This window comes from Bacillus sp. AF62, assembly GCF_050312695.1.
GTDB classification, from domain to species: domain Bacteria; phylum Bacillota; class Bacilli; order Bacillales; family Bacillaceae_G; genus Bacillus_A; species Bacillus_A cereus.
Window position 1 is genome coordinate 1 of record NZ_JBNPJZ010000268.1, and the last position, 345, is coordinate 345.

Consider the following 345-nt stretch of genomic DNA (forward strand, 5'->3'; position numbering starts at 1 on the left):
TTTTTGAGTGCACAAAGTAAGAATGGAGCCTTATCTGTTGTGAGAATTGTTAGTTCTCCAAAAACATTCACTAATCTGTTCATAAACATATAGGTAGCCTGATAATTTCGCTTTTTGCGATGTCGAATATCCAATGTGTAATCTTCCTTATCAATCGTACGATACAGGTAACGCCACTCTCCCTTGATTTTGATATAGGTTTCATCTAAATTTCATACGGTTCTGGTACAAAATTTTTAAAAATTTGAAAACGCTCTTCCCAACTTGGCCATACTGGTACTACTACTTAAAAAAGGTGTGTGACCAGTATGGAAAAAGAGAATATATTCAAATGGAAGCATTACC

The 345-nt window shown here is 34.8% G+C and carries 1 pseudogene; it reads right to left on the reverse strand.

Features of this window, described 5'->3' with window-relative positions:
• Positions 1-212 (reverse strand): annotated as a pseudogene (locus ACQRBL_RS32680) (DDE-type integrase/transposase/recombinase); the annotation flags it as partial.
• Positions 213-345: the final 133 nt, after the last annotated feature.